The sequence below is a fragment of the Sheuella amnicola genome, from assembly GCF_010499255.1.
Lineage (GTDB): Bacteria > Pseudomonadota > Gammaproteobacteria > Burkholderiales > Burkholderiaceae_B > Zwartia > Zwartia amnicola.
On the sequence record NZ_JAAGRN010000001.1, the window covers coordinates 385,050 to 410,160 of the forward strand.

At 50.8% G+C, this 25,111-nt stretch carries 21 protein-coding genes and 1 tRNA gene; 6 read left to right on the forward strand and 16 right to left on the reverse strand.

Annotation, left to right across the window (positions count from 1 at the left end):
- Positions 1 to 8 precede the first annotated feature (8 nt).
- Positions 9 to 2,303, forward strand: a complete 2,295-nt coding sequence (locus G3I67_RS01900; RefSeq protein WP_163651260.1) for a RelA/SpoT family protein — start codon at positions 9 to 11, stop codon at positions 2,301 to 2,303.
- Between the two features lie 28 nt (positions 2,304 to 2,331).
- On the opposite strand, the gene G3I67_RS01905 is transcribed toward G3I67_RS01900, so the two are convergent.
- Together G3I67_RS01905 and G3I67_RS01910 are read right to left on the reverse strand one after the other, a co-directional pair.
- Positions 2,332 to 3,378: a TRAP transporter substrate-binding protein gene (locus G3I67_RS01905; protein ID WP_163651261.1), complete on the reverse strand. Its 1,047-nt coding sequence runs from the start codon at positions 3,376 to 3,378 to the stop codon at positions 2,332 to 2,334.
- A 107-nt stretch (positions 3,379 to 3,485) separates the two neighbouring features.
- Positions 3,486 to 4,163: an ABC transporter ATP-binding protein gene (locus tag G3I67_RS01910; protein WP_163651262.1), complete on the reverse strand. Its 678-nt coding sequence runs from the start codon at positions 4,161 to 4,163 to the stop codon at positions 3,486 to 3,488.
- Between G3I67_RS01910 and G3I67_RS01915 the strand changes: the two genes are divergently transcribed.
- On the forward strand, positions 4,162 to 4,836 hold the full coding sequence (locus G3I67_RS01915) for an arylesterase (protein WP_163651263.1): 675 nt from the start codon (positions 4,162 to 4,164) through the stop codon (positions 4,834 to 4,836). The two genes, G3I67_RS01910 and G3I67_RS01915, sit on opposite strands and share 2 nt — an antisense overlap.
- Here G3I67_RS01915 and G3I67_RS01920 read toward each other — a convergent pair.
- The gene (locus G3I67_RS01920) at positions 4,805 to 6,775 is read right to left on the reverse strand and encodes a SurA N-terminal domain-containing protein (protein ID WP_163651264.1); all 1,971 of its coding nucleotides are present in this window, start codon (positions 6,773 to 6,775) and stop codon (positions 4,805 to 4,807) included. The genes G3I67_RS01915 and G3I67_RS01920 overlap by 32 nt on opposite strands.
- A gap of 104 nt (positions 6,776 to 6,879) precedes the next feature.
- On the opposite strand from G3I67_RS01920, the gene ugpQ reads away from it, so the two are divergent.
- Together ugpQ and G3I67_RS01930 are read left to right on the forward strand one after the other, a co-directional pair.
- Positions 6,880 to 7,623 carry a glycerophosphodiester phosphodiesterase gene (gene ugpQ / locus G3I67_RS01925; RefSeq protein WP_163651265.1) on the forward strand — a complete coding sequence of 248 codons (744 nt, stop codon included), beginning with the start codon at positions 6,880 to 6,882 and terminating at the stop codon, positions 7,621 to 7,623.
- A gap of 51 nt (positions 7,624 to 7,674) precedes the next feature.
- Entirely contained in the window at positions 7,675 to 8,532 is an 858-nt protein-coding gene (locus tag G3I67_RS01930; protein ID WP_163651266.1) for a 23S rRNA (adenine(2030)-N(6))-methyltransferase RlmJ, read from the forward strand.
- A 12-nt stretch (positions 8,533 to 8,544) separates the two neighbouring features.
- Here G3I67_RS01930 and G3I67_RS01935 read toward each other — a convergent pair whose 3' ends face one another.
- Positions 8,545 to 9,273 carry a pseudouridine synthase gene (locus tag G3I67_RS01935; protein WP_163651267.1) on the reverse strand — a complete coding sequence of 243 codons (729 nt, stop codon included), beginning with the start codon at positions 9,271 to 9,273 and terminating at the stop codon, positions 8,545 to 8,547.
- A gap of 20 nt (positions 9,274 to 9,293) precedes the next feature.
- Between G3I67_RS01935 and G3I67_RS01940 the strand changes: the two genes are divergently transcribed.
- Complete coding sequence (locus tag G3I67_RS01940; protein WP_163651268.1) at positions 9,294 to 9,845, forward strand: chorismate--pyruvate lyase family protein; 552 nt, start codon at positions 9,294 to 9,296, stop codon at positions 9,843 to 9,845.
- 2 nt (positions 9,846 to 9,847) lie between these two features.
- On the opposite strand, the gene G3I67_RS01945 is transcribed toward G3I67_RS01940, so the two are convergent.
- The 12 genes from G3I67_RS01945 to G3I67_RS02000 form a co-directional block, all read right to left on the reverse strand.
- A complete protein-coding gene (locus G3I67_RS01945; RefSeq protein ID WP_163651269.1) occupies positions 9,848 to 10,222 on the reverse strand; it encodes a DsrE family protein in 375 nt (124 codons plus the stop codon).
- The gene (locus G3I67_RS01950; RefSeq protein WP_163651270.1) at positions 10,219 to 10,680 is read right to left on the reverse strand and encodes a glycine cleavage system protein H; all 462 of its coding nucleotides are present in this window, start codon (positions 10,678 to 10,680) and stop codon (positions 10,219 to 10,221) included. Before G3I67_RS01950 ends, G3I67_RS01945 begins: the two co-directional genes overlap by 4 nt.
- Before the next feature lie 23 nt (positions 10,681 to 10,703).
- Positions 10,704 to 10,800: transfer RNA gene (locus G3I67_RS01955), tRNA-Sec, on the reverse strand.
- A 32-nt stretch (positions 10,801 to 10,832) separates the two neighbouring features.
- Positions 10,833 to 12,764 (reverse strand): selenocysteine-specific translation elongation factor, encoded by a 1,932-nt coding sequence (gene selB / locus G3I67_RS01960; RefSeq protein WP_163651271.1) that lies wholly within the window; start codon positions 12,762 to 12,764, stop codon positions 10,833 to 10,835.
- Positions 12,761 to 14,212 (reverse strand): L-seryl-tRNA(Sec) selenium transferase, encoded by a 1,452-nt coding sequence (selA, locus tag G3I67_RS01965; protein WP_163651272.1) that lies wholly within the window; start codon positions 14,210 to 14,212, stop codon positions 12,761 to 12,763. The genes selB and selA overlap by 4 nt, the downstream gene beginning before the upstream one ends.
- A 26-nt stretch (positions 14,213 to 14,238) precedes the next feature.
- Entirely contained in the window at positions 14,239 to 15,153 is a 915-nt protein-coding gene (gene fdhE, locus G3I67_RS01970) for a formate dehydrogenase accessory protein FdhE (protein WP_163651273.1), read from the reverse strand.
- 79 nt (positions 15,154 to 15,232) lie between these two features.
- Positions 15,233 to 15,859: a formate dehydrogenase subunit gamma gene (locus G3I67_RS01975; protein WP_163651274.1), complete on the reverse strand. Its 627-nt coding sequence runs from the start codon at positions 15,857 to 15,859 to the stop codon at positions 15,233 to 15,235.
- A gap of 11 nt (positions 15,860 to 15,870) precedes the next feature.
- A complete protein-coding gene (fdxH, locus tag G3I67_RS01980; protein ID WP_163651275.1) occupies positions 15,871 to 16,755 on the reverse strand; it encodes a formate dehydrogenase subunit beta in 885 nt (294 codons plus the stop codon).
- Positions 16,756 to 16,766: 11 nt separating this feature from the next.
- Positions 16,767 to 19,829 (reverse strand): formate dehydrogenase-N subunit alpha, encoded by a 3,063-nt coding sequence (gene fdnG / locus G3I67_RS01985; RefSeq protein WP_203583506.1) that lies wholly within the window; start codon positions 19,827 to 19,829, stop codon positions 16,767 to 16,769.
- A 117-nt stretch (positions 19,830 to 19,946) separates the two neighbouring features.
- Positions 19,947 to 21,575 (reverse strand): gamma-glutamyltransferase family protein, encoded by a 1,629-nt coding sequence (locus tag G3I67_RS01990; RefSeq protein ID WP_163651276.1) that lies wholly within the window; start codon positions 21,573 to 21,575, stop codon positions 19,947 to 19,949.
- A gap of 6 nt (positions 21,576 to 21,581) precedes the next feature.
- Positions 21,582 to 21,920 (reverse strand): P-II family nitrogen regulator, encoded by a 339-nt coding sequence (locus G3I67_RS01995; RefSeq protein WP_163651277.1) that lies wholly within the window; start codon positions 21,918 to 21,920, stop codon positions 21,582 to 21,584.
- A gap of 41 nt (positions 21,921 to 21,961) precedes the next feature.
- Entirely contained in the window at positions 21,962 to 23,602 is a 1,641-nt protein-coding gene (locus G3I67_RS02000) for an NAD+ synthase (protein ID WP_163651278.1), read from the reverse strand.
- Positions 23,603 to 23,685: 83 nt separating this feature from the next.
- Here G3I67_RS02000 and argH point away from each other — a divergent pair, with 83 nt between their 5' ends.
- Positions 23,686 to 25,107: an argininosuccinate lyase gene (gene argH, locus G3I67_RS02005; protein ID WP_163651279.1), complete on the forward strand. Its 1,422-nt coding sequence runs from the start codon at positions 23,686 to 23,688 to the stop codon at positions 25,105 to 25,107.
- The last annotated feature ends 4 nt before the right edge of the window (positions 25,108 to 25,111 follow it).

A 25,111-nucleotide genomic window follows, 5' to 3' on the forward strand; every position in this document is an offset into this window, starting at 1 on the left:
TCAACATCATGGCTTTCCCCGGTTTCCGATATGCGTCATCCGGGCTGCGTGCCGCACTTAAAGCCGGCACGCGATTTACAAAGAAACAAAGCAGTGAATCCGAAGACAAGACAGTAGCCGTTGCTGGTTCGGCCAAACCTGTCGAAACCGAGAATGAACCCCCCATCGCCACGATGGCGCGTCTTCAGTCAGTTCTCGAAACCTACCTTTCCCCCAAAGAAGTCAATCTGATTCGCGAGGCTTATCGCTTTTCCGATCAAGCCCATCTCGGACAGTTTCGATCAAGCGGATCCCCGTACATTACGCATCCGATCGCCGTTGCCGAGATTTGCGCCGGCTGGAAGCTGGATCATGATGCGATCTGTGCTGCCCTGCTTCATGATGTCATGGAGGATCAAGGCATAAGCAAGCAGGAGCTTCTCGAAAAGTTCGGCAATGACGTTGCCGATCTTGTCGACGGGCTGTCCAAGCTTGACAGGCTGGAATTCGCAACGAAGGCGCAACAGCAGGCTGAAAGCTTTCGCAAAATGCTTCTCGCCATGGCGCGCGATATTCGAGTCATCCTGATTAAATTGGCCGATCGATGCCACAACATGCGCACACTCGATGCCGTCAGCCCTGAAAAACGCAGACGTGTCGCACGGGAAACACTTGATATATATGCTCCAATCGCGCACAGACTGGGTTTGAATGCGCTTTATCGGGAGCTTCAGGATCTATGCTTCGAAGCCATCTATCCAAACAGATACCGAGTGCTCGAAAAAGCGGTCAAAGCTGCCCGCGGTAATCGGCGGGAAGTTTTGACCCGTATCAACGAAACGATCGAGCATGCCCTGCCCGCTGCCGGCATTGACGCTGAAGTTTATGGCCGAGAAAAGACGCTTTATGGCATCTACCACAAGATGGTCGAACAAAATAAATCGTTTTCCAATGTGCTTGATATCTATGGCTTTCGAGTCATCGTCAACACACTGCCGGAATGCTATCTCGCGCTAGGCATCATTCACCAGCTATATCGCCCTGTTCCGGGAAAATTCAAAGATTACATTGCGATTCCGAAAGTAAACGGTTACCAGTCTTTGCACACGACACTCGTCGGTCCTTTCGGCACTCCGATAGAGTTTCAGTTTCGAACACACGACATGCACCAAGTCGCCGAGGAAGGCGTGGCGGCTCACTGGCTTTACAAGTCAGAAGACGCATCCCTGCACGATATTCAGTCCCGCACAAGCAAATCATTGCAATCCCTGCTTGACATACAAAGCCAAACAGGCAACTCGGGCGAATTTCTTGAGCACGTCAAAGTCGATCTGTTTCCGGACGCAGTTTACGTATTTACGCCAAAAGGCAAGATCGTTTCCTTGCCCAGAGGCGCAACGCCTGTCGACTTTGCCTATACGATTCATACGGACGTTGGCAACTCAGCGAGTGGCTGCAAGATCAATGGTGAACCGGCGGCTCTGCGACGCGAGCTTTCGAGTGGTGACACCGTAGACATCCTCACTTCACCGACTTCACGTCCAAGCGCGCAATGGTTGAATTACGCAAGAACCGGACGCGCACGATCGGAAATCAGACACTATTTGCGAACAGTTCAGTATGACGAATCCGTTGCATTCGGCGAAAAAATGCTCGAACAAACCTTGCGTGAACTCAATCAGATCATGCCAGCCAAAGATGATGCTGTGTGGGATAAGCTCGCCCGTTCAAGCGGCGCAAAATCGAGAGAAGAAATTCTGTCCGATATCGGCCTGGGCAAACGTCTCGCAGCTGTCGTGGCCAGGATGCTTACACCGGACCACCCCTTGATCGCAACCACTGCGGCAGCAGACGAACAAATCGTAGCCGCCCGTAGTATCCCTATTACCATACACGGCAACGAAGGTCAGGCAGTCCAGCTAGCACCCTGTTGCGGTCCATTGCCGGGCGATGCCATTATCGCCGGTATTCGCGTAGGACACGGTTTGGTCGTTCATACGGCCGAATGTCCCGTGGCCATGCGGGCGCGCGCAAAAGAGCCCGATCGATGGGTGGATATCGCCTGGGATAAGGAAACTGCAAAACACTTCTCTGCCCGAATCGACATCATGGCTAAAAACGAGAGAGGTGTTTTAAGTCGTATTGCTGCAGAGGTTGCACAAGCAGATTCAAATATCATCCACGTAACAATGACAGACGATGCCATGGCAGATATTGTTCTGAATCTGACTGTACAAGTTGATAGTCGCAAGCACCTGGCTCAGGTTTTTAGATCTATTCGACGAGTGCCTCAAATACAAAGGATTGTCCGCGTTAAAGGATGACCTGAAGCAATTAAGTCGGAACCCCAGGCTATTTTTTAAGCGTGAATTTGAAAGTCTTGCCGATTGTTTGATTGAAATCGCTGACGCATTGGGATGAGCAGCGAGCGGCCCATTTTGGTGCAACTTTTTGCATGGACAGCCTTTTAGCCAAGGCAATATCGTCCGGGGACGGTCGAACCAATTTCATCTTTCCCTTTAAACCAAACGGGCAAGCTTTTTGGCCGGTATTGCAGTCGTAGCCGAGTTGTGTTTGCTGTGAAGAAAAATTCCAGAGACTATCGATGAGTGTGGATATTTTTGCAGTCAAAAATCCCTGAACAGCCGGATCGAGCTGATCCCAGGCTTTTTGGTTGACAGCATGCGCCTCCATGTTCCAGCCTAGCGGTAACGCATATATATGTGTTGTCACCGTATACCACTTGGCCTGATAAGCAGACATCGCACCTGCAACTGCGCAAGCGATTGACTTATTCTTGAATGCAGATGGAACATCATTAAAAGCGACTGTCGTACTCTTGGCACCCAGCGCTTCGATTAATTCGGATTGCGATCTTGTGACGGTTCGAACTTTTTTTCCACGCAATCCTTGAAGGTTTTGAATCGGAAAGTTGCAAAAAAGAACCTGTGGGGCATAAGGAGACACCCCCAGAAGCTTGGATTGATAAGATCCGGAAATAGCTTTGGATAGAACGGAGGTATATGCACTCACAGCCGTTCGAGCGGTTTTGGGGTCGGTTGCCAGTCCCGCAATATCAATTGCTTCGGAAACAGGGAACTCATTGGCGTAATATGAAAACGGCACAACACCGAACTCAATGACTCCCTGCTTCATCAGCTTGAAAAGTTCAGGGCCTTTCAACCCCATGTCGTCGTAAGCCTTCACTTCCGCAGTAATTTGTCCCTTGGAGTCGGTCGGAATTGTTTTTGTCCAGAAGGGCAACTCGATTTCTTTGTAAGTCGGGCGCGAACTTAGGCCTCCCAAGACTTTAAGCTCGGCAGCGGGGAGCTCCTGAGCCGTTGCTTGAATGCTCATGATTAAAGAAAAAAGGAAGGCAATTTGCCCAATCCATTTCATGCGAACCGCTCCGTACATGTCGATCTGGTTATTCTACCAATCGAACCATAAGAAACAACTTAATTATGTTCCAAAGTCCACATCAAACATTGGGTTAACCCTGCCCATCACGCGGCTGGCATTAAACGGCCCGAATGTAGGGTGATCTGTCGCTTGCAGCGTGCTGCTAGAACCGGGTCATGGGTCACGAGTATCAGTGTTGTTGCGCGTTCGCGGTGCAGCCTGAACATCAAATCGATAATCTTTGCACCAGTCGCCTCATCCAGACTGCCGGTAGGCTCATCGGCAAAAAGAATTTCCGGATTTTGAACGAATGCCCTTGCAATTGAAACCCGTTGCTGCTCACCACCCGATAAAGTCGAAGGAAAATGGTTCAAACGATGGCTTAAACCGACGTCTTCAAGGATTTTCCTGGCCGGTTCAGGATCGGATTTACCTGCCAGTTCCAGCGGCAACATGACGTTTTCCAGTGCGGTTAAGTTTGGCAATAATTGAAAAGATTGAAAAACGAATCCAACATGTTTTGACCTGAAGGTCGCACGGCCATCCTCATCCATCGTAAAAAGACTTTGCCCTTGGGCAATCACATCGCCGGAGGTAGGCGTATCCAATCCAGCGAGCAGTCCGAGCAAAGTTGATTTGCCAGAACCAGAGGGGCCGGTAATTGCAACGGAGTCACCGGGCGAAACCGTAAAATGAATGTTGTCCAGAATCGTCAGCATCCCTGTTGCTTCCGAAACTTGTTTAGACAACCCGACCACTTCGATAGAATGTTGAACAGACATGAAAGAATTCTCTCGTTACCGCCGCAAACTGATTTCAAGTTTTACCGCTTTATTTTTTGTTCCGCTTTGTGTCGAGGCGCAAACACAGAGCGCGGAAAAAATAAAAATCCTCGTTGTAGGCGATAGTTTATCCGCAGAGTACGGCTTGAAAAGAAATTCCGGATGGGTCAAATTGCTGGAACAAAAAATAGCCGAGCAAAATATAGCCGTAACAATTGTCAATGCAAGCATTAGCGGTGATACGACCAGTGGGGGCGCCTCAAGGTTTCCCACACTGATGTCCAGAGAAAAGCCGGACCTGGTCATCATAGAGTTGGGAGCCAATGATGCGCTACGAGGCCTGTCACTTCAGGCATCGCAAGGCAATCTCGAAAAAATGGTGAATCTGTCAAAGGATTCAGGAGCGCAAGTCTTGCTGATCGGTATGCAAATACCGCCGAATTACGGCAAACAATACACTGAAGCCTTTGAAAAAATGTTTTCGGCAGTTTCCGTAAAGTTCAAAACCGGGCTTGTTCCATTTTTATTTGAAGGTTTTGCAGCAGACCGTTCAATGTTTCAATCCGATGGAATTCATCCTAATGAAGCAGCACAGCCCATCATGATGGAAACTGTGCTGTCAGCCCTAAGGCCAATGCTGCTTAAAGCTTGGCCTCGTCCAGCTCGCCCTTAATCAAACGTGATGCGTCCGGAAGCAATTTGACCTTGTATTGAGCACGCAAAATCTTCAGTGCAGCTTGTTCTTCGGCTGCGCCCCAAGCTTGCGACAACTGGGATTTCAACTGATCGATCTGGCCTTTTTCAGGCGCGGGTCCAGGTTCGACTTTCGTCATTTCGAGAATGGCAAAGCCCGACTCATCATCTACACCCACAAATACGGGCAAGTTCTCGTTCTTTAACTTCATGACAGCTTCAAGCTGTACCTGTGTGAGCTTCTGAGGATTCTGACGCGTGACAACCTGCTCAGGCTCAAATCCTTTAGTATCCGGCTTGGCCGATGACTTCAGTTCATCCAGTTTTTTGGCTCCGGCTTCACGAGCAGCCTTAGTGGCACCTTCATTAACTAGAATTTTGCGGATGAAATCTTTGACTTGAGCCAGTGGCGGTGTGCTTGCGGGATTCACTTTTGTCACGCGCAATGCAACGATAGTGTCGGGTGACAACTCAATCGCACCGGAATTGAATTTATCTTTCAAAACTTCTGTTGAGAACGCTGTCAGTCTGACTTTTGGATTCCCCAGCACGGTTCTATCCAAATCCGTATACGCAGGAGAACCGGGCTGACGCTGCTCAGTATGGAGCAAGCCATCGCGCGATAGGCCGTCAACTTGGTGCAGTGGCAAACCAAGTTCATCGGAAATCGGCTTCAAGCTATCTCGCTGGTCATAAATCAACTTAGTCAGCTTGTTAGCCATCGTCGCAAAGCGGTCAGCGGCGATTTGCTTGGTGATCTCACTCACGATATCTTCCCTGACTTCGGAAAGCTGTTTTGGTGTTGCAGCCTGAATATCGTCAATCAGAATGACATGCAAGCCGAACGGGCTTTCAACCACGCCAGACACCACCCCCTTGGACAAGGTGAAAACAGCGTCCTCAACCTGGGGAACTAGCATGTTTTTGCCGATCCAGCCCAAATCACCACCTTCGCTTGCAGAGCCGGGATCTTGTGAAAACTCTTTGGCAAGCGCAGGGAACGTCTTGGGATCGGCGGAAGCCCGCTTAGCAAGATCTTCAGCTTTTTTACGTGCTTCAGTCTTGGCGGCTTCGTCGGCACCCGCAGGCACTTCTATCAGGATGTGGCGGACTTTGCGACGCTCAGGTTGACCATAGCGGGATAGATTCTGTTTGTAGTATGTGCCGATATCGTCTTCGGAAATCTTGATGTCGCGCGTGGCGGCGGCTTCATTTAGAACGATGTATTGAACATCGAGATTTTCCGGAATCTGCAGCTTAGCCTGATTTGCGTCGTACCAGGACTTGATTTGATTATCGTCGACCTTTATGGAGTTTTCGTATGCGGACGACTTGAATTCCAGTCTGGAAATCGTTCTTTGCTCAGTTAATAATGCGATCAATTTTTGTGGAATTTCGGCTGGAACGCTCGCAGTCAGCCCAATCGGTTGCAAAACCTGCGCCAAAGCGAGATCGCGACGCATTCCAGCTTCAAAAGCGGCTGGTGTGGTTCCTTGCCCTGCCAAGACCTGTCGGTATCGCTCAGTAGAGAACTGGCCGTTTACTTGCAACGACTGGATGCTTGCGATGGTACGCCGCAGTGTTTCGTCGGAAACAGAATATTGACCTTTTGTAGCGGCTGTGGAAATGACACGCTGATCTATAAGCTGATTAAGCAATTGTTCGCGAAATTGAGGCGTGTCGAACGCTGCTGCATCGAACTGTCCGCCGAGCATGCTGCGATAACGTTCAAGCTCATAACGCCGAGCCTGGTTGAATTCACCAAGCGTGATGGCCTGACCGTCGACCGAAGCGAGCTCGGGCTCGCTGGCCATGAAACTGGTGTAGCTCTGAACTCCGAAAAAAACAAAAGAAGGCAGGATCAGCAATAAAAGGATCAACTGCATCCAGCGGCTATGGTTACGGATGAAATCAAACATGGATCTGGCGCACACCTTATATAAGAGGCGATCAAAGGGCGATAAAGTTTACCACTCGGTGAGGTATGCTTGCATTTGCATTGATAAACACGCGAGATTGCCCTATGTCCCAAGCCGTCAACTGGCCTTATCCAAAATTGATCGCGCATAGAGGTGCCGGAAAACTGGCGCCTGAAAATACCATGTCCGCCATAAGGCTTGGGGTAGAAATGGGTTACAAAATGGCTGAATACGATGCAAAATTGTCAGCTGACGAAGTTGTGATTTTGCTCCACGATAGTGATTTGGACCGCACGTCGAACGGCCAAGGGCCGGCAGGAAAACTAAGTTTTTCAGAGTTGGCACAACTCGACGCGGGTAGTTGGCATTCCGCAAAATATGCCGGCGAAACCATCCCAACGCTGCAAGCCATCGCTAGATTTACCGTTGCCAACGGAATGGCTAGCAATATCGAGATCAAACCCTCACCCGGTGTCGAACAGCTCACCGGCCGCCTGGTAGCCAGTGCCGCCCGGGAGCTTTGGGCCAAGGCTGACATCCCCCCTCTGCTGACGTCGTTTTCGATCGAGGCACTTCAGTCCGCTCGTATTCAAGCACCCGAACTGCCCCGCGGATTCTTATCAAAACAATTACCCGTAAACTGGCAAGACATCTTATCCGGCCTGGATTGTGTTTCGGTTCACTTGCACCATGAAGCCATTACGAAAGATGTTCTCGAATGCTTACAAACGGCCGGCTATCGAGTCGCTGCCTGGACCGTCAACGATAGCGATCGAGCCAGAGAGTTGCTGGACTGGGGAATTGATGCGGTGATTACCGATAGCATCGACCAGATTCGCCCTTATTGAAAACCAACGTGAACAGCATTTATTGATCACAATTTAATCACGGAGCGCCCATTGTTTAGTTACAGACACGGATTTCATGCCGGAAACCATGCGGATGTGCTTAAACACATGGTTTTGAAGCAAATCATTGATTATTACAACCAGAAAGATGTGCCCTACTGGTTTATTGATTTGCACGCCGGAGCCGGTCTGTACGATCTTGGGGGGCAATGGGCTCAAAAGAAGTCCGAATTCGCAGACGGAATCGGAAAAATCTGGAAAACAACCAAATGCCCACCCGCGGTTCGCGACTACCTAGACGTGATAAAGGAGTTGAATCCCGATGGTGAACTCAGGATTTATCCCGGATCGCCCTGGATCACACTCGAACATTGTCGCGAAATCGACAAATTAAGATTATTCGAAATGCATCCGACCGAGGCTGATGTACTCAGAAAGAATCTGGAGCAACGTGGTGCCAGAACGCTTAAGCAGACGACCTTGTTTGCAAGTGACGGATTCGCCGGTCTCAAAGCCCATGTCCCTCCCCCCAGTCGCAGAGCAATCGTTCTGATTGATCCGTCCTACGAGGATAAAAAGGATTATCGTCGGGTTGTAGATACGGTCAAAGACGCTATGCAACGATTTCCGACCGGTTGCTATGCTGTCTGGTATCCGCTGGTGCAACGTCGCGAAGCAATCGAACTGCCACGTCAACTTGAGAAGCTAGGCGCCAAAACATGGCTAAACGCCACAATCACAGTGCATCGCGCATCCCCCGACGGGCTTGGACTTCATGGTAGCGGAATGTTTGTTATCAATCCGCCCTGGACGCTTGCGGCAAGCATGAAAGAAGCACTGCCCTGGCTATCCAATCAACTCGGACAAGACGATCGCGCCGGATTCACTGTTGAAAATAAAACAGACTAAATGCGATCCGCTTCAAAACGATTCGTCGGCTCTGAGATAACGCCATTGTCCAAGCGGTAAATCTCCAAGCTTGACACGACCGATGCGAACACGCTTGAGGCCTATTACCTTTAGTCCGACTAATTCGCACATTCTGCGTATTTGACGCTTCTTGCCTTCTTTAAGTATGAATTGAAGCTGATCATCGTTTTGCCAACGTACTTGAGCTCGGCGCAAACGTTTGCCGTCCAACGATAAACCATCGTTCAAAAGCTCAAGGCCACGATCATCAAGTTTTCCTTGCACTCGGACCAGATACTCTTTTTCGATATCAGAATTTTCTCCGATTAATTGTCTGGCGACTCGGCCATCCTGCGTCAAGATCAGCAACCCCGTCGAATCGATATCCAACCGCCCGGCAACTGCGAGCCCCCGCAAATGATTGCGTTGAAAGCGTGCTGAACTCCGATCATTTTGCGCACGTGACTGCTCCTGAATCAACGCTACAGCGGGGGTATACCCATCCTCGGCCTGACCGGACACATAGCCGATCGGCTTATGAAGCAAAATGGTAACCAGACTGCTTTGCTGGGTCGAAACGGCGCGATCCAGAGTGATCACCTGACTCGGTAAAGCCCGTTCTCCTAATGCAGCAATTTTGCCGTCTACCTTGACCCAGCCGCGCTCAATGAAGGTATCCGCTTCTCTGCGGGAACAAAGGCCGCGTTCGGCCAGAAGTTTTGAAATTCGTACTTTTTCCATAAGTTGCGATAATACACAGCATGATCAGAAATCACCATCAATCGATCTGGACGTCACATCCGCGTCCGGCTGTTACGTCCACTCAAAAAAAATGGCTGATGCGCCCGGGGGCTTTAACTGCCGGCTTGAGGTCATTTGGCTCACTCGAGTTGCGTGTGCTTGCTGAATTCGCTTCAGGACTGACGCCTGACGAATCAACCGGCCTGTTACGCCACGTCCGCTCGCCGATTTGGGTGCGGGAAGTCGCCATGAGCATCAATGGCCTGGACTGCGTTGTTGCGCGTAGCGTCACACCTTTGATCGCCTCTCACGGTATCTGGCAAGGCATCAGAAAATTACAAAGTCGACCACTGGCCGATATTCTTTATCAGGACAGGTCAATCGTCCGATCCGCCTTCGAAGTTTGCCAAATCAACCGGCAAATGCCTATTTATGCAACTTGTCATAGGGTACTTAAAAAGGCTTGTTCATACGATAAATTACTGGCCAGAAGATCGGTGTTCTGGCGCCAAAACACCCCATTGCTTGTTGCGGAATGTTTTTTGCCGTCATTCTGGCAAATTGCCGGCTAGCTTCAGTAAGTCAACACGGTCGTATCCGGAGCCGTTGCACGCTCAAGCATGGAAACCATACCGATCACCTGACCGCATTCGGCAATCAAATCCTGCGGCATCAAACTTCGATCGCGCAAAGCCGAGCTGCATGCTTGAATCACCACGCCAGCATCAAGTGCATCTTGGATGTACTGTGACAAAGGACGCATCAGTGGCCACACTAGTAGATGACGACGATCGTTGTTCGAGACAAACATTTCGATACTGGCGCCTAGCGCATGTATTTCAACAGTCATTTCCATTGCCCTAGCCGTTAACGCAAGCACGAATGGGGTCGCTGCGCGATTGACATCGTCACAGCTTGATTGCCAGAGCTGGATGATCAATGTTTTCAAGAAGCCGAGCCCTTTACGTATGTATCCAGCGATTCAAAATTGAACATATCCATGAGCGATCTCGCGCGATGTGCCACCTGGTCACCATGCAACAAGATTTCATTAGCCTCGCCACAGCGTAAAGCTCGCAGCTTGACCAGCCAGGCTTGATAAGGCGCCTGATTAATGATGCTAGGTCTCTGTTGAGGATCCGGATTGGTTTCTACGATGATGGCATCGAATGGCGTACGTACCGGCAATACCGTTTTAGCCGCCTCAACAAGAGCGAATGCTCGCGAAGCTTCAATTTCTCTACCGATTGGTTTGGGATTGAACATGTAAAGGTCACCCGACAATGCGTGTCCGAACACCGTGATGCCGACTTCGAAAGTGTCCTTTTCTACCTGACGAAACCAGAGATTAAGATCGCTGTCATACAACAAGTCGTCCGGAAATGAGCAACCGCGCACCTCACTCATAAGACCCATCCCGATATGATCGATGGCGGAAGAGTATGGGAGTCGAACCCACCAAGGACTGTACGACAGCCCTTCCCGGATTTGAAGTCCGGACGTCCCACCCGGGATCGCGACTCTTCCGTAAATAAAACTTAAAAACTGTCAAACTATTTTTAACCGAAAAGATTAGCATTTCTAATAATACGCTGATCTTTATCTGTCGTCTGAGCGCTGCGTGATACAGAAATCAACCGCCTGGAAAATCCGATCCTGTCCAGGGCCTCGAGTATCTGGATCGCCCGCTTTCTGCCGATACCAAGGCTATCCCTGAAGTGCACTACAGTAATAAACCCATGAGTAGAAACTAAATATTGCATCGTATCAGCGATTCTATTCATGGTCGCCTGAGGGTAAAACAAATCTTTGACGACCTGGGTCAAATGCGATTGGCGTGCTTGTTTTCTGAACAATAGGCGCACAGCGTCCTCGGTTGCATCAATTGAATGCGCCACATCCCTCACCCACGGCGCATCGAATCCACCTTCAAGTAAAACAGGATACGCCTTGTCCCACAAGCTTTGCTCCAATTCGCTCAACACAACCTGATGTTCTGGCAGATGTATAAAACTGCCCGATGTGGCAACGGCACCTTGCTCTATGCGCGATTTGATCCATGAATGGAAGAACTGCTGTGTCAAATCGGGGCGGCACATACGCCTCAAACGCTCGACCCCAAGGCCCGGCTCATCGGGATCCGAAAGATGAAACTTTTCAAGGCATCGATGCACAACTAGGTTGAGATCATCCGCAAACGATTGACTGCAAATGAAACATTGGGAATCTACGATGTGCGATTCAGCGATTCGAGACTTCAATATTAATTTGAGCGAGTCGAAAGACTGGTTCGTTGCATGCGCCCAATGCGTCATGTTCAAAGGTTGATCTGACATTAACAAAAGTGCAGCAATCGCATCATGAGAATCGGCACAATCTATGGCATCCAATTGAGAGAGCCTTTCGGATCTTTTGCGGCCACGCACAGGTGGATCCGTATCCAGAACACGCGCGCCGGCCAAAGTATGACGGGCGCTTCCATCGCGCAGCACAAGCCTGTCACCCCAGCAAAAAGGCAGTGCCCGTGATAAGACACACTGCGCCTTACATGTTTGACCGGGCAATAATTCGGCTGCATCAAGCAATATCATGCGGGCCGAAACATGTGTTGTACCGTGATGCAACAAAACAAGTTCACCATCCTTCAATGATCGGGAAGAGTCTGCCGGCATGAAAAGCTTGCAATCGATTCGCTTGCTGGAGTCGGAAATTTCCTCCGACAAGAGCCATTCTCCACGCTCGATATCTTTAACTTCTATGCCTGATAAGACAATGCCGCAGCGGCTACCCGCCTCTGCCCGCTCGACGGACTGATTTTGAGCATGGATCGAACGCACCTTGACACGATGATTTGAGCCGGACGTCACTAACAAATCACCGACTTGAACATGTCCGGAAATGACTGCGCCCGTGATACCGACCCCCATCCCTTTAACGACAAAAACACGATCTACGGCAAGCCTGAAATAGTCACCCGACTTTTTATCCGCACATCGATTGATCGCAAAAAGATGATTCCGCAATGAATCGATTCCGGCCCCAGTATGGGATGAAACTGTAAACAGCGGGCTTGTGGAAAATCTGGATTGTGCAAGTTCAGCCTTGATCTCGTATTGAACCTGACGCAAACGATCATCGTCGACAAGATCAGACTTGTTGATCGCGACAGTCAATCCCGGGATGCCAAGCAAATCCAGAATACGCAAATGCTCACGCGTTTGAGGCATGATGCCGTCATCGGCGGCAATCACGATCAATCCATGATCCATTCCGCAGGCACCGGCAGCCATGGTGTGAACAAATTTTTCATGACCCGGAACATCCACGAATCCGATCATTTCACCACTAGAGGTCGGTGCATACGCAAAGCCCAACTCGATTGTGATGCCCCGCTTTTTTTCTTCAGGAAGCCGATCGGCATCTACGCCTGTCAGCGCTTTGACTAAAGAAGTTTTACCGTGATCGATATGGCCGGCAGTTCCGATGATCATTTGGATTCTGTAGAACGTTTCAACGCGTCTGTCATCAGAGCGATCAAGTCGGCCTCCTGATCGGGACGCAAACAGCGCAAATCAAACAACAAGGCACGATCCTGCACACGCCCAATCACGGGAGTCTGGCCTGCTCTCAAAGATCTTTCGATGCGTAGAATTAATTTTTCAGCGGATTTACTCAACGGCTGAATCATCAGGGCGGCAGACAATAACCGCTCAACAGGCAATGAACCCGAACCGATTTGCGACTTCACCGCTAGGCACCGCAACTCCAAGGATAACGAAGCAAATACAGGACGTAGTTTTTCGATCAAACGCATGACCTGTTCTTGTATGTCCGTCTCATTGCGCGTAAGCTGCTTGAGTACCGTCAAGCGCTGCGGCAACGCTTCTGGATGACGATAAAGCCGTAAAACAGCCTCAAGACCGGCAAGCGTGATTTTGCCGACTCGCAATGCTCTTTTCAGAGGATTACGTTTAATCTTCTGAATCAACTCCTTTTTGCCTACGATGATGCCGGCCTGTGGGCCTCCAAGCAATTTATCGCCGCTGAAAGTGACCAGATCGGCACCCACTTTTATTGCTTGCGCGGGAGTGGGCTCGGTCGGCAGACCGTAAAGCGCTAGATCGATCAGTGTGCCCGAACCTAGATCAACAACAAAAGGTATGCCGTGACTGTGGGCGATATCTGCCAGTTGTTTTTCGGGAACTTCAGCCGTAAAACCTTGAACAACATAATTGCTCGTGTGCACTTTCATGATGAGCGCAGTCTTTTGACCCAATGCTTCCTGAAAGTCTTTTGCGTGAGTCCGGTTTGTGGTGCCAACCTCGACAAGTTTGGCTCCGGCACGCTTCATGATGTCGGGAATCCTGAACGCTCCGCCTATTTCAATGAGTTCGCCACGGGAAACGATGGTTTCTTTGCGGTTTGATAATGCCTGCAACAACAAAAAAACTGCAGCCGCGTTGTTGTTGACAACCGTTGCCGCTTCGGCGCCCGTCAATTCGCAAAGTAATTCCTCGACAATCTCGTCGCGGTCGCCACGCTTGCCTTCGCCTAAATCATATTCAAGGGCACACGGTTCAGTTGCAGCTGCCACCATCGCTTCAACGGCTTCGGCGGGCATCACGGCACGGCCGAGATTGGTATGCAACACCGTGCCGGACAAATTGATGACTTGCCGCAATTTGGGTTTTTGTCTGTCGATGAGATATTGATCTATACGCCCCAGAATCGACTGTTCCGAGATGTCTAGATGCGTGGATCCATTCAAAATATCCTTTCGCATCGAATCCAAAACGGTACGCGTTGCTTCAATAAATGACTGTCGACCGTAAGTGGACTGAATGCACAGGGAATCAGGCAAAGACAATAGTCGGTCTACGGAAGGAATCCTGGAAAGCAGGTCTGTCACGGGCGCACGCGCCACGTCTATATTGTTCATTATTCAGGTATGTGTATGAATTTAAGTCAGGAAATAAAAAAAAGATTGCGGCACGTACGCATGTAGCCCTCATCCGCCAAAGCGACATCCAATGAGTACGTTGCCAGGTCATCAGCCATTGCATCGATCAGGGGGTCTTTAGATTGCAACATCAGTTTCAAATAACCCTTGCAATCATCGCAGCATTCGCCTTGAACAGCATCATCACGCGTACGACCGAACATTGAAACCTCTTTGGGCGTATCGCAGTTAGTGCAACGGGCTCGAGGGGCGTACCACTCCGCATTGCATAAAGAGCAATTCAAATATCGATGACCTGCACGATCTCCCATTCTGATCGTACTGGCCACTGGATGTGATCCGCACACCGGACATAGACCAGATTCACCATGATGCAATGATACGAGCGACTCGAGTTGTCTTGCCCGAACTGTCCAGATCACTTGCAATGCGGCACCAATAAAAGGCGCGTATTCAACAGTCACTTTCGCATCATCAGCCTCTAGCATGGCATGCGCCTGGGCCATCTGGTCCTGAGGCGCAAGTTTCAGCAGCCCTTCTACAGCTTGCAAAACTTTTTCAGATGAATTGACTTGCTTGATTGCCTTGCAAATCGATGACAACACCGAAGTGAAATTCGGCCCCGGCTGAGCGGATGAAATCGAAAGCGGAGGCATATGATGCTTGAAGGATTCGCGCACCACATGCTCGGATACCGGTGCTGAATCGACAAGATTCAAACTGGCCGCCTGGGCGCGCGACAATTGTGCGCAAAACTCAAGCCACGGCGATCCTTGTTCCCGCACGGACAACTGATCAAGGCGAGCGGCTCGGTCAGTGAAGAGAGATTTCGCATCAGCCAACACCAACAAAGGTGTATCGTCATCGGGCATCCCCTGAATTTCGCCAGGCTGAATAATTTTTACGGCTGAAACCGTCATAGCATCCACTCAAATAAAAAGGACCGGAATCGCAAGCATATCAGTGTTTGCGCGTTCCGATCCGACCTGTCAACAACAACTATTTCTGACCGGTTTCTTCCTTGTACCAACCGGGATGATGCTTGCGTGCCCAGGCACGGCTAACCATTCCGGTTTTCATGGCCGACAAAGTGCCTTTGACCCAAATCGCCGCGTACACATGGACGATCACGGTGATTATCAACGCCCAGGCAGCAATCGCATGCACAACAGCCGCGATGCGTCTGACATCGACAGTGAAGTACTGGGAGAAATATGGACGCCAGAACATCACGCCCGTAACCACCAAGGCAATCAGCGAAATCACCATCACCCAGAAGGCTACTTTCTGGCCACCGTTATAGCGCCCGACTTCCGGCAGGCGCTCTTCATGATTGCCTATCACATCTCCTATCTGCTTTAACCACTGACGATCGTTCTTGGTGATGAGGTTGTGATGCCAGAATCGGAAGAACATTCCGACAAACGCGACGAACATGACCGCACCGAAAAACGGATGCAGAATGCGCGTCCAAGACCCACCACCGAAAAGAACCGTCAGCCCGAACATAGACGGATGAAACAGCGCCAGACCGGACAAGCCGGCGACCACGAACAACAAGGCCACTACCATGTGATTCAGACGTTGCGACCCGGTGTAACGAACCAAACCGTTTTGATTAGACATGGTTGTTCTCCTTAAGCCTTGTGCTGTTCATCTGATTCATCTTCTTCGACCGTATTCGGCCCCTTGACCGCATAGTGCAGTACGCCGGCAAAGGCGGCTGCAGCCATGGAAATCAAGGCGATCGGTTTCATGATCCCTTTCCAGAGACCCACGGTCGGAGCGATGGTCGGATCGGCCGGTAATCCGCTGTACGCAGTCGGTTTGTCGCCATGAGGCAATACGTACATGACATGCGTGCCACCCACTCCTTTCGGGTTGTAGAGTGTCGCCTTGTCGTATCCGCGGCCCTTGAGGTCCTTGATCCTTTCGTTCGCGTACTGGATACGCTCTTCTTTGGGACCAAAGGTCAGCGCCTGTGTCGGACATGATTTAACACAGGCCGGATCCTGCCCTTCGGATACGCGATCCGAACACAGAGTGCACTTGGTCGCCTTGTTAGTCACAGGAGAAATGCGCGGCACATCGAACGGACATCCAGCAGTGCAATAACCACAGCCGATGCACTTGTCGGAATTGAAATCCACAATGCCGTTATCTAGTTTGATAATGGCACCGGGACTCGGACAAGACTTCAGACAGCCCGGATCCTCACAGTGCATGCAGCCGTCTTTGCGTATCAACCAATCGATTCCGCCTTGGGCGTTTTCGATTTCGTTGAACTTCATGACAGTCCAGGCCTGAGGTGTCAGATCGGTCGGGTTGTTGTAAGTGCCGTTGTTCTCGCCGATGGGAGGACGCGTGTCATTCCATTCCATACAGGCGACCTGACATGCCTTGCAACCGATACATGTAGAAATATCGATCAGCTTGGCGACTTTTGTCGTCTTGGCCGCATCTGCAGGTGGTTTCATTGTCGTGGCGGATGAGGCGACGACGTGTAATGCTTGCTTAGCCATGTCGTCTCTCCTTATGCCTTTTCAATGTTAACCAGGAAAGCCTTGAATTCAGGCGTCTGGGAGTTCGCGTCGCCGACAAACGGAGTCAGCGTATTGGCAAGCTGGGTCTGCTTAGTCTGCCCCTTGAATCCGAAATGGATCGGTATGCCGACGTGGTGAACAGTCTTGCCATCAACCTTCAGTCCCTTCATGCGAATCGTCACAACCGCCTTGGCATGCACCCAACCGCGAGCAGATGTCACCTTGACGCGATCACCGCCCTTGATGCCCTTTTCCTTGGCAAGCGCTTCGCTGATTTCAACGAAGGACTCAGGCTGAATTATGGCATTGAGCTGAGCATGCTTGGTCCAGTAATGGAAGTGCTCCACCAAGCGATAAGTTGTCGCTGCGTAAGGAAAGTCCTTACTACTGCCAAAGACTTCCATGTCACCCTTGTAGACGCGGGCGGCAGGATTGGACTTGACCTTGGGATTGTTAGGATGCAGCGGGTTCTTATCCAAGGGGGACTCGAACGGCTCGTAATGTTCGGGGAACGGGCCATCCGCCATGGCAGGCGCAAACAAACGCGCCACCCCTTCAGGATTCATGATGAAGGGCATGACGTTCTCGTCCGGTTTTGCATTAGGACGCATATCCGGCACATCGGCCCCACCCCACTTATCGCCTTCCCACTTCAACACGACACGGTTCGGATCCCAAGGCTTACCTTGCAAATCGGCCGAAGCGCGGTTGTAGATAATGCGACGGTTGGCTGGCCACGCAAAGCCCCACTTGAGCGTTTGGCCCAAGCCCTGGCTGGAGGCATCGGTCGGATCGCGGCGGGCTGTCATATTGCCGTCCTTGTTCCACATGCCCGAATAAATCCAGTTGCCACAGGCCGTTTCGCCCTTATCGGACAATTGTGCAAAGCCCATCAATTGTTGTCCGGCGGGAACGATCACATTACCTGCAGCGTCCTTGAGGTCGACCAACGCGCGACCGCTGATTTCGCGAGCAACTTCAGAAGCATCAGGATTGAGCTTGTTGGTGTAATTCCAGGTCAGATTCAAAATCGGATCAGGAAACGCGCCACCTTCGGCTGCATACATATCGCGCAGCTTGCTGAACAATGTGCCTATGATTTCCTGGTCGCCCTTTGACTCTCCGGGACCATCGGCGCCCTTCCAGTGCCACTGAATGACGCGTCCTGAGTTTGTGAACGATCCATCTTGTTCAGCAAAACAGGTAGCCGGCAAGCGGAACACCTCAGTCTGAATGGAAGCGGAATCAACGTTGTTGTAGTCGCCGTAATTTTTCCAGAACTCGCCCGTTTCGGTGGCCAGTGGGTCGATCACGACAAGATACTTCAACTTCGAAAGCGCGGCACCAATCTTGTTCTTGTTCGCAACAGCTGCAAGAGGATTGAAACCGGAACTGATGAAGCCTTCCATCTTGCCCTGATGCATCCGCTCGAAAATGGCAAGCACATCATAAGCAGCATCGCGCTTTGGCACCCAGTCATAACAATAGTTATTGTCCGCGGTTGCCTTATCGCCATACCAGGCTTTCATCAAACTGTTGAACCATTTCGGGAAGTTCTGCGGGAAGTTCATCTGCCCCGGTCGCAAGGCTTTTGGCGTGCGCGCATTGCGGTACGTTTCGTAGTCCTTGTCCGCCTCAGTCGGTGAAGACAGATAGCCAGGCAATACCTCCGAGTACAGGCACATGTCTGTAATGCCCTGAACGTTGGCATGACCGCGCAAAGCGTTGACGCCACCACCTGCCATACCCATATTGCCCAGAAGCAGTTGGATAATGGCCATGGTACGGATGTTTTCCGAACCAACCGTGTGTTGAGTCCATCCGAGCGCGTACAAGATCGTCATCGTCTTGTCCGGGCCTGCGGTGCTTGCAATCATCTCGCACACTTTCAGGAATTGATCCTTTGGCGTGCCGGTGATGTTGCTCACTACATCCGGCGTGTAACGCGAGTAATGCTTCTTCATCAACTGGAAGACGCAATTCGGATCCTGCAAGGTCGGATCAACCTTGGCGAATCCATCTTCCATCTGATATGTCCACGTACCTTTTGAATAGGCGCGCTTGCTTTCGTCGTATCCGCTGAATAAACCGTCTTTGAACGAGAATTCAGGATTGATCAGAAAAGCGGCATTGGTGTAATTGTTGACATACTCGTGATGAATCTTGTCGTTTTCGATCAGGTAGCGAATAACGCCGCCCAAAAAGGCAATGTCCGCGCCAACACGAATCGGAGCGTAATAATCGGACACGGCAGCCGATCGCGTATAACGCGGATCAACCACAACAAGCTTTGCGCCGCGCTTTGCCTTGGCCTGAATGACCCATTTGAAACCGCAAGGATGTGCCTCGGCAGCATTGCCACCCATCACAAGCACAAGATCAGCGTTCTTGATGTCAACCCAGTGGTTGGTCATCGAACCACGCCCAAACGTCGGAGCCAGACTGGCTACCGTCGGAGCGTGTCAGATACGCGCTTGTGTATCGAGTGCGACAACACCAAGAGAGCGCAATACTTTTGCGCTCAAGTAGCCGGCTTCATTATTCGAAGCCGAACTGACGAGCATGCCGAAAGTATTCCAGCGATTAACTGTAACGCCATCCGCGTTCTTGGTGATGAAATTCTTGTCGCGATCAGCCTTCATGCGCTTGGCGATACGCGTCAAAGCCTCGTCCCATGAAATCCGCTTCCACTCTTTCGAGCCGGGTTCGCGTACTTCGGGAAACTTAAGACGATCGGGACTCTCGATCATTTCGAGAAGACCAGCACCCTTAGGGCACAAAGTACCCTTGTTCACGGGATTATCGGGATCACCCTCGACGTGCATGACTTTAAGCTTGCCGTCCTGTGTCTTCTTGCTGTAGAGAAGCACACCGCAGCTAACGGAGCAGTACGGACAGGTACTGCGTGTTTCAGTCGTTTTTTCAAGTTTGTTGGGTTTGCTGAAGACTGGATCCGCAGCATGTGCCAGTCCCATGACCGACATGCTGCTTGCACCGAGCCCTGCACCCGTCACCTGAAAAAATTGACGTCGTGTCAATTTTATTTGGGACATCAGAGTCTCCTAGATCGTGAAAACTACCTACCGATTCTACGCCCAGTCAACAGAGAGCTCAATTACTTTTAATTATATTTATATAATATTTAGCGATAACCCTAATAAAGATCGAGATCAGTACCCAACCGCCTGACCATCCCTTCGACTGTCGCTGGCGACTACGTATCCATCTTCGAAGTTTTCAGAAAGGCGCCAGATGAACTGACCCGATCCGAAATCCATGTAGGGATCTTCGATTGTTTTTAACGTATGGCCCATCGCTGCCAGGCCGGCAATCGTATCGGCGCGCATGGTCGATTCGACATCTAGCGTGAAATCCCGATTGAGTTTCCACCTTGGCGCGCAGCATGCAGCCTGAGGCTGCTGATCATAATCAAGCATCCGCACGACCGTCTGCACATGGCCTTGTGGCTGAATGTCTCCACCCATCACGCCAAAGCTCATCACAGGCACGCCGTCCGCGCGTGTCAAAAAGCCCGGAATAATCGTATGAAAAGGTTTTTTATGTCCTGCCACGGCATTCGGAGAGTTTGGGTTCATCGAAAACCCAACGCCGCGATTTTGCAAGCTAACACCTGTCCCAGGAACAACCACTCCCGAACCGAATCCCATGTAATTGGACTGGATGAAAGAAATCATCATCCCGCTTTCGTCGGCGGCTGTCAGATAAATCGTGCCACCTGATGCCGGCAATCCGGCCGGAAAATGTGTAGCCTTTTTCATGTCGATCAACTTGGCTCGGGAAGCAAGATAATCCGGGCTGAGCATTTGCTCCGGAGTCACCTCCATGCTGCGCGGATCGGACACATAACGATATAAGTCCGCCATAGCGAGCTTCATTGCTTCAATCTGTAAATGTTGCGACGCAACAGAATCGACCGGCAAGCTTTTCAGGTCGAACTGATCAAGTATGCCGAGTGCCATCAAAGCGGATATACCCTGACCGTTCGGGGGAATCTCGTGCAGAGTATAGCCACGATAATTCTTGGAGATCGGCTTGACCCATTCCGGACGATAACTGCTCAGATCATCAAGCGTATGCACTCCGCCATGCTGGCGAATCCAGTTAACGATCTTCTCTGCAGTCTCGCCCTCGTAAAGATCCCTGCCATGCGTGGCGCCAATTCGTCTCAGTGTGTCGGCGGCATCCTTGAATTGAAAGCGTTCCCCCACATTTGGAGCTCTGCCGTTAGGCATGAAGGCCTGCGCGAATCCTGGTTGATCCCTCAGCTCAGGAACGGCAGCGGCCCATTTTTGAGCAACAACGGGCGGGACAGCATAACCTCGCTCGGCAATTTCGATTGCAGGTTCCATCAGATCAGCAAAAGGAAGCTTGCCGAACTTTTCATGCAGCGCGGCCCAGCCTGCCACCACACCCGGGACGGTTATCGCATCCACACCTCGTTTGGGCGCTTTAGCAAAGCCTTGAGCGTCCACCCCATACTTGTTCTTGAAATAATCGATATTCCAGGCTTGAGGCGCATAACCTGAAGAATTCAGTCCATGCAATTCCTTACCATCCCAGACAATGGCAAACGCATCGCCGCCCATGCCGCACGAGACCGGCTCAACCAAAGTGATTGCCGCAGCCGCAGCTATTGCGGCATCGACGGCCGAACCTCCCTTGAGCAACATGCGCAAGCCAGCCTGAGCAGCAAGCGGATGCGAAGTGGACACGACATTTCGAGCGAACAAAGGAATACGAACCGTTGGGTACGGATTGGACCAGTTAAATGATTTCATGATTTATTAGAGTGCGGAGTCGCCACTTTCATTTGTGCGAATACGGATGGCTTGTTCGACATGCGTGACGAATATTTTTCCGTCACCGATCTTTCCGGTTCTTGCAGCCTTGACGATTGAGTCAATCACGCCTTCTACACGATCATCAGGCACGACCATTTCAACACGAATCTTGGGCAGAAAATCAACCACATACTCTGCACCGCGGTACAACTCGGTGTGACCCTTTTGTCGACCGAATCCCTTGACTTCCGTGACGGTCAAACCACTGACGCCTACTTCAGCCAATGCTTCGCGCACTTCATCCAGTTTGAAAGGTTTAATAATGGCTGTAACTTGTTTCATGTCGATTCTTCAATAAAAGAAAATAATGTGGAAGACTTAGCTCAGGCTGATTCACGGAATCCGTTGGACAAAGGATAACGCCAATCCCGGCCGAACGCGCGATTGGTGATTCTGGTTCCTGGAGGACTTTGACGACGCTTGTATTCGTTGATGCGAATCAGTCTGACAATCTGCTCCACTGCTGCTTTGTCGAATCCCGCTGCAACAAGGTCTGCGGGGGACTGATTGCGCTCCACATAGCCTTCGATGATTCCATCAATGACATCGTATTCGGGCAAATTGTCTTGGTCGGTCTGATCAGGTCGCAGTTCAGCCGAAGGCGGACGGGTAATGATTCGTTCGGGAATCACGTCGCTGATCGAATTGCGCCATCTGGCTAAACGATATACGAGTGTTTTTGCCACATCTTTCAGTACAGCATATCCACCCGCCATGTCGCCATATAAAGTGCAGTATCCCGTGGACAATTCCGATTTGTTTCCGGTTGTCATCACAAGATGGCCAAATTTATTGGAAAGAGACATCAATAGCAGGCCGCGAACGCGTGCCTGGATATTCTCTTCGGTCGTGTCATGTCCCCGACCACGAAACAACGGCTTCAAAGTGGATTCGAACAGTGAGGACAAATCGGCAATCGCTACTTCGTCGTATTGCACACCTAGACGCTTGACCATGTCCCGTGAATCGATTTGGGAAATGTCCGCGGTGTAACGGGAAGGCATCATGACGGCATGAACACGGTCTGCACCCAGCGCATCTACGGCAATGGCTAGAACAACGGCTGAATCAATCCCCCCCGACAAACCGAGAATGACTGATTTAAAACCATTTTTTTCAACATAATCGGCCAGACCAAGCTTAAGCGCCTCCCAGACCTGCCATTCGATACAGTCCCGACCGGATGCAGGCTTGATTTCAGGATCAACCGGTTTGATTGAACCATCCGCTTGAACATCGATACATTTAAGATCTTCGGAAAAATAAGCCAACTCGGCCGCAACCCGGCCATCGGATGAAATGGCAAATGAAGCGCCTTCGAAAACGAGCTCGTCTTGCGCACCGTACATATTCGAATACAACAGCGCGCATCCCGTGCGCGCGACGCTGCGCTTCATGGCTTCGATCCGCTGGGATTGCTTGCCGATACTGTAGGGCGATGCGTTTGGATCGAGCAGAACCTTGGCGCCTAGCTCTGCAGCCGCCTTGGGTGCGGCTTCAAACCAGGCATCTTCACATATGATGAGTCCAAAACATACATCGCCCACGTTAAAAGTAAATGGGCGGTTATCGGACTTGAAATAACGTTTTTCATCGAAAACCAGGTAATTGGGTAGTTCCCGCTTGTAATACGTTCCAACCACTTTGCCTTCAGACAGCACGGTAGCCGCATTGAGCAAACCATCCGCAGTCAGTACCGGGTGCCCGACAATCACATGCAATCCGGCAAGAGGGGCTAAATCGACTCGCAGTCGATCAAGGGCCTTGTTGCATTGATCCACGAAGGATGGCCGCAGAAGAAGGTCCTCCGGGGTATATCCACACAAAGATAGCTCCGGACACAGAACAACTTGTGCCCCCTGTTTGGCCGCAGTGCGGGAAACTTCAAGAATTTTCGACGCATTACCGGGCATATCCCCGACAGCTACGCTGATTTGTGCAATGGCTACCCTGACCGCGGTCATGTTGAATCCGGATATTCAAGTTGATATTGAAAAAATTATCGCACGCAACAACGATCCATGCCGCGATCTATAATTTACAAATCATGAAAAACACACAAAATTCATCTCAAAGTCAATTTGACAAGAAATCCGAGGCTTGGTCCGCTCGATTCTCCGAACCCGTCTCGGATCTGGTCAAACGCTATACCGCGTCCGTCGATTTCGATAAACGGCTTGCCTTGTTCGATATTCAGGGCTCCTTAGCCCATGCCGAAATGCTTGCGGCGGTCAAGGTTATCCAGCAAAAGGATTTGGAAGACATTCGTCGCGGAATGGCGCAGATCACAAGCGAAATTCAGTCCGGGCAGTTCACCTGGCTACTTGATCTCGAAGATGTCCACTTGAACATCGAAAAGCGCTTGGTCGAACTCGTCGGCGATGCCGGCAAACGTCTGCATACAGGCAGATCACGCAACGACCAGGTTGCTACGGATATACGATTGTGGCTCAGAAACGAAATCGACCAGATTATCGAGTTGCTCAGAGCTCTGCGGCACGCGTTGGCTTCAGTTGCGCTTGATCACGCCGAAACGATTTTGCCGGGATTCACGCATTTGCAAGTGGCTCAGCCCGTGACCTTCGGACATCATTTGCTTGCATACGCAGAAATGTTCGGTCGCGATGCCGCTCGCATGGCTGACTGCCGCACGCGAGTCAATATTTTGCCGCTCGGAGCTGCTGCACTTGCCGGCACAACATTTCCGATCGATCGGCCCATGGTGGCCAAACTGCTCGGATTCGACGATGTCTGCCGCAATTCGCTTGATGCAGTATCCGACCGTGATTTTGCGATCGAGTTCTGCGCGGCCTCTTCGTTGATCATGACACACATTTCTCGATTTTCGGAAGAATTGATTATCTGGATGAGTCCACGGGTAGGATTCATTGATCTGGCGGATCGTTTTACGACCGGCAGCTCCATCATGCCCCAGAAAAAGAACCCAGACGTGCCCGAACTGGCTCGCGGCAAGACGGGACGCGTCAACGGCAATCTGATCGGCTTGCTCACTTTGATGAAAGGACAACCTCTGGCCTATAACAAAGACAATCAGGAAGATAAGGAAGGCCTTTTCGATACGGCGGACACTGTACGCGACACACTGACCATTTTTGCCGATATGGTCGGCGGCATCAAAGTGAAATCAGATGCCATGCGTGCTGCTGCATTGCAGGGTTTCGCAACAGCCACTGACCTGGCGGATTATCTGGTTAAAAAAGGCGTGCCATTCAGGGATGCACATGAAGCGGTTGCACATGCTGTACGTGAATGTGAAATCAAGGGTTGTGATCTGGCAGATCTAAGCGTCGAACAACTACGCCAGTTTCATCACGCGATCGAATCCGATGTCCATCAGGTATTGACTCTTGAAGGTTCGGTGGCCGCTCGATCCCATATTGGGGGCACGGCTCCTCAGCGTGTCCGCGAAGCGGCAGAGAAAACGCTGAACGAAACTCGACCAGTCTAAGCTA

Coding starts and splice junctions, on each gene's coding strand:
- G3I67_RS01900 (WP_163651260.1), top strand. CDS start 9: ATGGCTTTCCCCGGTTTCCGATATGCGTCATCCGGGCTGCGTGCCGCA.
- G3I67_RS01905 (WP_163651261.1), bottom strand. CDS start 3,378: ATGAAATGGATTGGGCAAATTGCCTTCCTTTTTTCTTTAATCATGAGC.
- G3I67_RS01915 (WP_163651263.1), top strand. CDS start 4,162: ATGAAAGAATTCTCTCGTTACCGCCGCAAACTGATTTCAAGTTTTACC.
- G3I67_RS01910 (WP_163651262.1), bottom strand. CDS start 4,163: ATGTCTGTTCAACATTCTATCGAAGTGGTCGGGTTGTCTAAACAAGTT.
- G3I67_RS01920 (WP_163651264.1), bottom strand. CDS start 6,775: ATGTTTGATTTCATCCGTAACCATAGCCGCTGGATGCAGTTGATCCTT.
- ugpQ (WP_163651265.1), top strand. CDS start 6,880: ATGTCCCAAGCCGTCAACTGGCCTTATCCAAAATTGATCGCGCATAGA.
- G3I67_RS01935 (WP_163651267.1), bottom strand. CDS start 9,273: ATGGAAAAAGTACGAATTTCAAAACTTCTGGCCGAACGCGGCCTTTGT.
- G3I67_RS01940 (WP_163651268.1), top strand. CDS start 9,294: ATGATCAGAAATCACCATCAATCGATCTGGACGTCACATCCGCGTCCG.
- G3I67_RS01950 (WP_163651270.1), bottom strand. CDS start 10,680: ATGAGTGAGGTGCGCGGTTGCTCATTTCCGGACGACTTGTTGTATGAC.
- selB (WP_163651271.1), bottom strand. CDS start 12,764: ATGATCATCGGAACTGCCGGCCATATCGATCACGGTAAAACTTCTTTA.
- selA (WP_163651272.1), bottom strand. CDS start 14,212: ATGAACAATATAGACGTGGCGCGTGCGCCCGTGACAGACCTGCTTTCC.
- fdhE (WP_163651273.1), bottom strand. CDS start 15,153: ATGACGGTTTCAGCCGTAAAAATTATTCAGCCTGGCGAAATTCAGGGG.
- G3I67_RS01975 (WP_163651274.1), bottom strand. CDS start 15,859: ATGTCTAATCAAAACGGTTTGGTTCGTTACACCGGGTCGCAACGTCTG.
- fdxH (WP_163651275.1), bottom strand. CDS start 16,755: ATGGCTAAGCAAGCATTACACGTCGTCGCCTCATCCGCCACGACAATG.
- G3I67_RS01990 (WP_163651276.1), bottom strand. CDS start 21,575: ATGAAATCATTTAACTGGTCCAATCCGTACCCAACGGTTCGTATTCCT.
- G3I67_RS01995 (WP_163651277.1), bottom strand. CDS start 21,920: ATGAAACAAGTTACAGCCATTATTAAACCTTTCAAACTGGATGAAGTG.
- G3I67_RS02000 (WP_163651278.1), bottom strand. CDS start 23,602: ATGACCGCGGTCAGGGTAGCCATTGCACAAATCAGCGTAGCTGTCGGG.
- argH (WP_163651279.1), top strand. CDS start 23,686: ATGAAAAACACACAAAATTCATCTCAAAGTCAATTTGACAAGAAATCC.